This is a genomic window from Gammaproteobacteria bacterium (assembly GCA_013696315.1).
Taxonomy (GTDB): domain Bacteria; phylum Pseudomonadota; class Gammaproteobacteria; order JACCYU01; family JACCYU01; genus JACCYU01.
The window spans coordinates 1-7,499 of sequence record JACCYU010000139.1; the positions used below are offsets into that span (position 1 = coordinate 1).

Genomic DNA, 7,499 nt, shown 5'->3' on the forward strand with positions numbered 1-7,499 from the left:
GCGCGAACCAGGCCGGTCTTATCAACGAGGGATCGGCGCGCGAAGCCGCCACACCAACCGCGATCAGCGGCGCGGCGACCGCGACCACCATCATGTGCATCGCCATGTGGGCGGTGAAGGAATGGCCCAGGAACCTCGGCAACGCACCGCTCCAGGCGATGGCAAGTGCGGCGAAGCCCAGCAGCAGCGGCGTTCGATGCATCATCGGCAGCTCGTGATGATCAGTGCCGGCAGCGCGACATAGAAGGTCGCGACAAAGGAGAGGCCGCACAGCAGCATCGTCGCGTAGCCCAGAAAACGGCGGCGGTCGGTGCGCGTATCGTCATCGTGCGGAGGATCTTCGGCGCCGAACCCCCAGTTCCGATAAGCATGCAGACCGGCATGTACGATCAGGCCCAGAGCGATCACGGTGATGATTGCGACGGTTAGACGCACGGTCCCGAGGTTCGCATCGATGTCGCCGGATTTCGCGCAGTAAACCGCGCCGACCACGTAACTCAATAGAAAATGGGTGGCCCACACGGTCGGCCCGGCGATGAGAAACCACAGACTGTCGCGGCTGGCCGGCATCTTAGGTCACCAGAGGGAACAGTGCGATCACTGCGAAGGTTACTACCGTCGTGATCGCCATGAAGTGCCAGTACAGCGACACGTTCCAGATGTCGATGTCGTACTCGTTGGTTAACTTGCCGGCCCAGCTTCCCGCCACGCAGTAGAGCTGCATGATGATGCCCAGCGCCGCGTGGCTCGCGACCCAGATGACCAGCACCCACACAGTCGCCGGATAGACGCTCTTCGCAGCCACCATGCCTGACGTCAACGGACCCCAGATATATCCCGCGCCACCGCCAGCGGTAAGGACAGCGCCCGCGATAAGCGCCAGCCGAAACGCCTTGGCGTTGCCCGCGCGGTTCCAGCGACGCGCCATTTGCGTGACTCCCCACGAGGTCATCAGCAGCGCGCTCGCGATGAGCGGCAATGTCACGCCGGGCGCCGCGTCGGGCGGCGGGAAATCATCGTGTATGGTCCAATAAAAAAAATATGCGAACACCACACTCGCGAACGCCGTCATGTCGCCGATCATAGTGATGAACATGGCCCACCAGCCCACTGATTTCGGGCCGGACACGTAAAGCGGCAGGGTTAATCCCAGGCCCACGTCTTTGTCCGGCTTTTCCGGCACCATCGCCGTGCCGTCCCAAAGCCACTTGACAATCGCACCCAGCGCGAACACCCCCGACACGAGCGCCGCCAGATACCAGTGAAACGTGGTGAAGATAAACACGCCACCGGTCAGGAACGCGGCCGCCATGGTGATGAAGGTATTGCCCGGCACGCGCAGACACTGGATGGGCGTGGCATCGAGCACCGACGTGACCATCGTTTCGCGTTTCCCCTCTTCCGCGTCCGGCAGATAAAAGCGGCCCTCGTCGACGTTCTTTACGAAGTCCGGCTGATCCCACAGCGGATAGCGGCTCTCGACGATGGGGATGGAACGCACGCCCCAGTCCGCGCCGGGCATCTCGGTCAGCCATTCCAGCGTGCCGGCGTTCCAGGGATTCCGCTGCGCATATGGCTCCCTGCGCCTGGGCCGCAGCACATCCCACACGAACACGAGCACGCCGATTGCGAACATGAAGGCGCCGACGGTCGAGATAAGGTTCAGCCACTCCCAACCGAGCCGTTGCGGATAGGTGACCACGCGTCGCGGCATGCCGAGCAGCCCGGTGAAGTGCATCGGAAAGAAGGAGACGTTGAAGCCGACGAACATCAGCCAGAAGGCGAGCTTACCGAGTTTGTCGGAGAGCTTGCGACCCCTGACGAAGGGGAAGAAATAGTAGACACCGGCGAAAATCGGAAACAGCGCGCCGCCGATCAGTACGTAATGCAGGTGCGCGACGATGAAATAGGAATCGTGCGCCTGCCAGTCGAACGGCGCGAGCGCGACCATCACGCCGGTCAGGCCGCCGATGACGAAGATCGCCAGGGTGCCGCTGACGTACAGCATCGGCACGCAGTAAATCACGCGCCCCGCCAGCAGGGTCGCGAGGAAGCAGAATATCTGCACGCCGGTCGGGATCGCGACGGCTTCCGAGGCCGCCGAGAAAAACCCCAGCGAGATCGCCGGCAGACCCGTAGCAAACATGTGGTGCACCCATAGGCCGAAGCTCAGAAACCCGGTGCCCACGGCTGCCAGCACGATCCAGGTATAGCCGACGATGGGCCGCCGCGCGAAGGTCGGCACGATCATGGCCACAAGCGCGATCGCCGGCAGGAAGATGATATAGACCTCGGGATGGCCGAAAATCCAGAACAGGTGCTGCCACAGGATGGGATCGCCGCCGCGCGCGGGATCGAAGAACGGCCAGTCCAGCAGTCGCTCCATCTCGAACAGGATATCGCCGGCGATCAGCGGTGGGAACGCGAACAGGATCATGGCCGCCACCACCAGCAGATACCAGGAGTACAGCGGCATGAGATTGATGCGCATGCCAGGCGGCCGGCACTTGAGAATGCCGATGATGATCTCCACTGCCGCCGCGATCGAGGCGACCTCGATAAACGACAGCCCCAGCATCCAGATGTCGGCGCCGATGCCGGACTGCTCGACGTCGGTCGTGAGCGGCGGGTACATGAACCAGCCGCCGCTGGGCGCGGCGCCGAAAAAGATCGAGCCACAGACGAACACGCCGCCCAGCAGAAAGCTCCAGTAGCCGAACGCGGACAGGCGCGGAAACGGCAGGTCGCGCGCGCCGAGCATCTCCGGCAGGATCAATATCGACACCGCTTCGAAGATCGGAATCGCGAACAGGAACATCATCACCGTGCCGTGCAGGGTGAAGACCTGGTTATAAACTTCAGCCGACAGAAAGTCGTTCTCGGGCACCGCCAGCTGCGTGCGGATCAACAGCGCCAGCACGCCGGCGAACAGAAAGAACGCGAACGCGGTGACCGTGTACCAGACACCGATTTCGGAATTGTTGACCGCCGACCAGTAGCGGAAGCCTTTGCCGCTCGCCCAGACCTGCTTCAGACGCTCCGCCTGCGCGCGCCGGTGGGCGGGATCGTCCTGCGGCGAGGCGTGGGCAGTATTGTTCATTCGAGACTTTCCAGATACGCGGCGATCGCGTCGATATCCTTGCCCGGCAGCATGCCGAACGACGGCATGCGCACGCCGGGCTTGATGCGTTGCGTTTGTGCGATGAAGCGGGCGATGGATTTTGTGTTGCTCACAAGCGTGCCCGCGCCGATGGTGCGGCGACTGCCGACATGGGTCAGATCCGGACCGATCACGCCCCGGGCGCGCGTACCGCGGACAGTGTGGCAGGCGCCGCAACCGGTCACCAGAAACAGATTACGGCCTTTTTCAATTCGCGGCGCGCGCGGCGTGGCGGCCGGGCGCGCCTCCTGCTCAAGCCATTGTGCGAATTTATCGCGCGGCATCACGACCACTGAGAACGCCATCAGCGCGTGCGCCGTGCCGCAATACTCGGCGCACTGTCCGCGGTAAACGCCGGTCTCGGTGGGCTCCAGCACGATGCGATTGATGCGTCCGGGAATCATGTCCACCTTGCCGGCGAGCGAGGGAATCCAGAACGAATGAATCACATCGGGACTGGTCAGGATGATCTCGCTTCTCTGACCGACCGGCAGCCGTATCTCGTTGGCGCTGGTCACCGGCGCAGCGCGGCCAGGCGGAGAATATTTCACCCGCCACCACCACTGTTCACCCGACACCTCGATGCGCAAGCCACCCCCCGGCGCGCGCAAGGCCGGCATCAGCGCCAGCCCGTAGATCAGTAACGCGCCCAGCACCGTTACCGGAAACACCACGCCGCCCCACACGATCAGCCGGCCCGCCGCCTTCTCGCTGTGCGCCTGCGGATTGAGCCGCGTGACGTAGATCGCGAAACCAATGACCAGCGTCCAGATGAGCCCCGCCCCGATCAGCATCACCCAGAACAACTGCGCAACCCACGCGGCCTCCAGACCGGAGGGCGCGAGCGCGGACTGCGGTCCGGCGCAGCCGGCGAGAATGAGGACGGACGCACCGATAAACCAAACATGAACGCGACTCGGCCAGCGGCCTGCGCGTGGAGCCTGCGCAAGGCCGCGGACCGGCGCCATGGCGCCTTCGCACCCGTTCGAGATTCGTTAAAACTTCCAGGAGCCGCCGTGCTCGGCGCACAGAACGGGCGACCAGTGACATGGCCTCCCATTCAGATGCAGCATTCCCTGTTACAGAGTCAGCAAGAACGCGACTAGGTTTTTCTTCTCGGCCGCGGTCAGTTTCGTGCCGAGGACGACGTTGAAGAATTCAACCGTGTCGTCTAGGGTCAGCAGCCGGCCGTCGTGCAGATAGGGGGGAGAATCCTTGATGCCGCGCAACGGGAAGGTTTTGATCGGACCATCGCCCGATGCTTTCTTGCCGTTGATCATCTGCGTCTTGTAAAAGCGCTCGGTCTGCAGATCGTGCATCATGTTGTCGGTGTAGAATGGCGGCTGATGGCAGCTTCCGCACTTCCCCTTGCCGAAGAACAGTTCCTGCCCGGCCATTTCGGATTGGCTCGCCTTCGCGGAATCGAGATTCCCGATAATGTCGAGCTTGGGCGCCGGTGGGAAATCTAGTATTGACTGAAACTCCGCCATGTTGGCAACCTCGCTGCCGCGCTCGAGGATGTTCACGCCTTTCTTGGTCGCAATCACGTTGTCGCCGTCGAAATACGCGCCGCGTTGCTCGAACTCCGTGAAGTCCTCGATGCTGCGCAACGACCGCTGCGAGCCAAACAAACGCTGAATGTTCACGCCGCGCAAGGTCGGTATATCGAGGCGGCGCCTGGATTCCTGCGGCCGTGTCTGCGGATCCAAGTGGGTCGCGGCATTGGTATGGCCGTTCGCGTGGCAATCGAAACAGGTGACGCCCAGACTCGGCCGCTCGGAGCGGCGGTCGGCGGTCAAATTGAACTGCTGCTGGGGCGCCGGCGTGACCAGCAACCGGACACCGTCCAACTGCTTCGGCGTCAGGGTGCCGTTGAACAACTCGTAATAGTTTTGGGTGGTGACCAGCTGGCCTTTGGTAACATCGCCGAGATCGGGGCGGGTTGTCAGAAACATTGGTGGGGGAAACTCGGGCAGCAGATGATCCGGCAGGTCTAACTCCAGATCGAAGCGCGTCAGGTTGCGGAGAACTTCGCCCTCCTGTTTCTTGATTTCGTCGATGTGAAACTGAGGAAACACCATGCCACCTTCGGCGTGGTTAGGATGCGGTAACGGCAGAAAACCGGCCGGGAACAACCCCTGGTCGCGGATTTTTTCGGGGCTCATGCTCGCGAGTTGCTGCCAGGTCACACCGCTCGGTAATTTGATGCGTACGCCTGCCTGAATCGGCTTGCCATTGGTCATCGTGACGTTCTTTGCGGGCCGGTCACTCAAATCGTAACGCTGGTCGAGCAGCTTCTTTTGGCGTGCCATGATCTCGGGTTTGGCCGCTTCCATGCGGGCCTTGGTGCTCGCGAAACTTTCCTCCTCGACAACCGGAGCGTAGCTCGATGGCGGCGGCGGCTCCTGCTGGTCAGCCGCCGGAGCGGCCGTAGAAAAAACAAGGGCGGTCGCGAATATTCCGCCGACCGCCCAATTTACCGGGTTGTTCTGTATCTGATTCTCTGTCATGACTCTCTCCTAGTGATCGCTTGCATTGAGACCTTCAGGACCATCTCGTCGTGACCCGTGAGCGTCAGCAACGCCGTATGGATGATCGAGCGCCCGTCGTGCGGTTCACTGCAGAGAAGTAGTCCATTTCCGACAATTAATCCAATTTAATTATGAAATTGTTGAGATCGTTTACTTGAATGGTGCGGCGCCGCGATCACGTATTTTCCATCCGGCGTCAAAGCGAAGTCTTCGTATTTGGTGGCCGCCTTGATCATGGGTTCGGTGTAGTACCTGAACGTCTCCAGCCGCATCGCGCCGTCGCTGTAATCGATGGAAATCAGCGCCGAACGCGCCGCGCCGAGAATGGCTTGTCGCCCGCGAAGATGAGCCATGTAGGTGGATAAAACCCGCCGGCTCGTCTGACAAGTACACGCAAGCTTTGCGGGCGTATCCACCGACCGCGGTGGGTGAGCCAGGGCTTCCAAGCGTTGCCGGGAGCACAACGCGCCGGAAGTCCGGGCCGGGGTTTCCAGAATCGCTGAAGTTCGCCACGGATGGCTACTCGGTGCTTGGATTCGGCGCCACGCGCCCGAATTACGGGGCCACGCTTAATCCACCCTGCATAACATTGATTCACCTGAATTGATGCAGAGGCATAAAAAATTTTGTGACAGCCCCCGCTTCGGGTATGGTTGGCGCTCGCGGGCATCGCCGCCAGCATATCGATCAGGATTCGATTCTCGGCAGGAGGGACGTTGGCAGAAGCGAACCGACAGCAGGGCCGCCAGGCGGGGAACTCCGAAGCAGGCGCGCCCGGCCTCAAGGCCAACGCGATAGGGTTTATCAGCGTGCTGGTGATCGGGCTTGCCTCCACAGCGCCGGCCTACTCGCTGGCGGCGGTCATCGGCGTGGTCGCGGTGCTGGTGGGGGTACACGCACCGGCAGCCTTGTTGACGAGCTTTATCCCCATGTTCTTCATCGCCGCGGCCTTTTATTACATGAACCGGGCTGATCAGGATTGCGGTACGTCATTCTCCTGGGTAACGCGCGCGATGGGGCCCTGGATCGGCTGGATGGCGGGCTGGGCGGTGTGTGCCACAAGCATCCTCGTGATCGGCTCGCTGGCCGACGTCGCCGCCCGTTATACCTATCTGCTATTCGACCTCGACGTGCTGGCTGCCTCGAAAGTGGCCGTCACCATTCTGGCCGTCGCCTACATCGCCGTGCTGACATCGATCGCCGTCGTCGGCATCGAACCGTCCGCGCGCCTGCAAGACGTGCTGATCGTCGCGCAGGTTCTGGCGCTGCTGCTCTTCGCCAGCGTCGCCCTGATCAGCGTCTACAATGGCACCGCGCCGGAGGGTTCGCTACAGCCGGAACTCTCCTGGTTCTCCCCTTTCGCGATCTCCAGTCCGGATGCCCTTATTGGCAGCCTGTTGATCGGCGTATTCATCTACTGGGGCTGGGAAAGCTCGGTGAACAGCACCGAGGAGAGCACGCACAGCGCGACCGCGCCGGGACTGGCCGCGATCTGCGCCACGATCATCCTGCTCATTACTTATCTTTCGGTGAGTACCGCGGTCGTGGCCTACGCGGGTCTCGAGACCGTGCAGGGATTCGCCGACAACGACGCGATCTTAAGTGAAGTCGCCACCGACGTGCTGGGTTCGCCGTGGGACAAGTTTGTCGTGCTGGCCGTGCTGACCTCGGCGCTGGCCGCCACACAGACCACGATTATTCCCTCCTCGCGTACCACGCTCTCGATGGCGCGCGCGCACGCGATGCCGAAAGCGCTGGGGCGCATTCATCCCCGCTTCCAAACGCCGCACATCTCGACCATCATCACC

The 7,499-nt window shown here is 62.0% G+C and carries 7 protein-coding genes; 1 reads left to right on the forward strand and 6 read right to left on the reverse strand.

Annotated elements, in window-relative coordinates; all coding sequences use genetic code 11:
* From H0V34_08190 to H0V34_08215, 6 genes are all read right to left on the reverse strand, one after another.
* The coding region (locus H0V34_08190; GenBank protein ID MBA2491667.1) for a cytochrome c oxidase assembly protein at window positions 1-202 on the reverse strand (202 nt) is incomplete at its 3' end.
* Window positions 202-570: a hypothetical protein gene (locus tag H0V34_08195; protein MBA2491668.1), complete on the reverse strand. Its 369-nt coding sequence runs from the start codon at window positions 568-570 to the stop codon at window positions 202-204. The genes H0V34_08190 and H0V34_08195, both read right to left, overlap by 1 nt.
* Before the next feature lies 1 nt (window position 571).
* Window positions 572-3,100 carry a cytochrome c oxidase subunit I gene (ctaD, locus tag H0V34_08200; GenBank protein ID MBA2491669.1) on the reverse strand — a complete coding sequence of 843 codons (2,529 nt, stop codon included), beginning with the start codon at window positions 3,098-3,100 and terminating at the stop codon, window positions 572-574.
* Window positions 3,097-4,128, reverse strand: a complete 1,032-nt coding sequence (coxB, locus tag H0V34_08205) for a cytochrome c oxidase subunit II (GenBank protein ID MBA2491670.1) — start codon at window positions 4,126-4,128, stop codon at window positions 3,097-3,099. Before coxB ends, ctaD begins: the two co-directional genes overlap by 4 nt.
* Window positions 4,129-4,239: 111 nt before the next feature.
* Window positions 4,240-5,619, reverse strand: a complete 1,380-nt coding sequence (locus H0V34_08210; protein ID MBA2491671.1) for a cytochrome B6 — start codon at window positions 5,617-5,619, stop codon at window positions 4,240-4,242.
* A gap of 197 nt (window positions 5,620-5,816) precedes the next feature.
* Entirely contained in the window at window positions 5,817-6,044 is a 228-nt protein-coding gene (locus tag H0V34_08215; GenBank protein MBA2491672.1) for a hypothetical protein, read from the reverse strand.
* Window positions 6,045-6,407: 363 nt separating this feature from the next.
* Here H0V34_08215 and H0V34_08220 point away from each other — a divergent pair.
* Window positions 6,408-7,499: APC family permease (locus H0V34_08220; GenBank protein ID MBA2491673.1), on the forward strand; the 1,092-nt coding region annotated here is incomplete at its 3' end.

Coding starts and splice junctions, on each gene's coding strand:
- H0V34_08195 (MBA2491668.1), bottom strand. CDS start 570: ATGCCGGCCAGCCGCGACAGTCTGTGGTTTCTCATCGCCGGGCCGACC.
- ctaD (MBA2491669.1), bottom strand. CDS start 3,100: ATGAACAATACTGCCCACGCCTCGCCGCAGGACGATCCCGCCCACCGG.
- coxB (MBA2491670.1), bottom strand. CDS start 4,128: ATGGCGCCGGTCCGCGGCCTTGCGCAGGCTCCACGCGCAGGCCGCTGG.
- H0V34_08215 (MBA2491672.1), bottom strand. CDS start 6,044: ATGGCTCATCTTCGCGGGCGACAAGCCATTCTCGGCGCGGCGCGTTCG.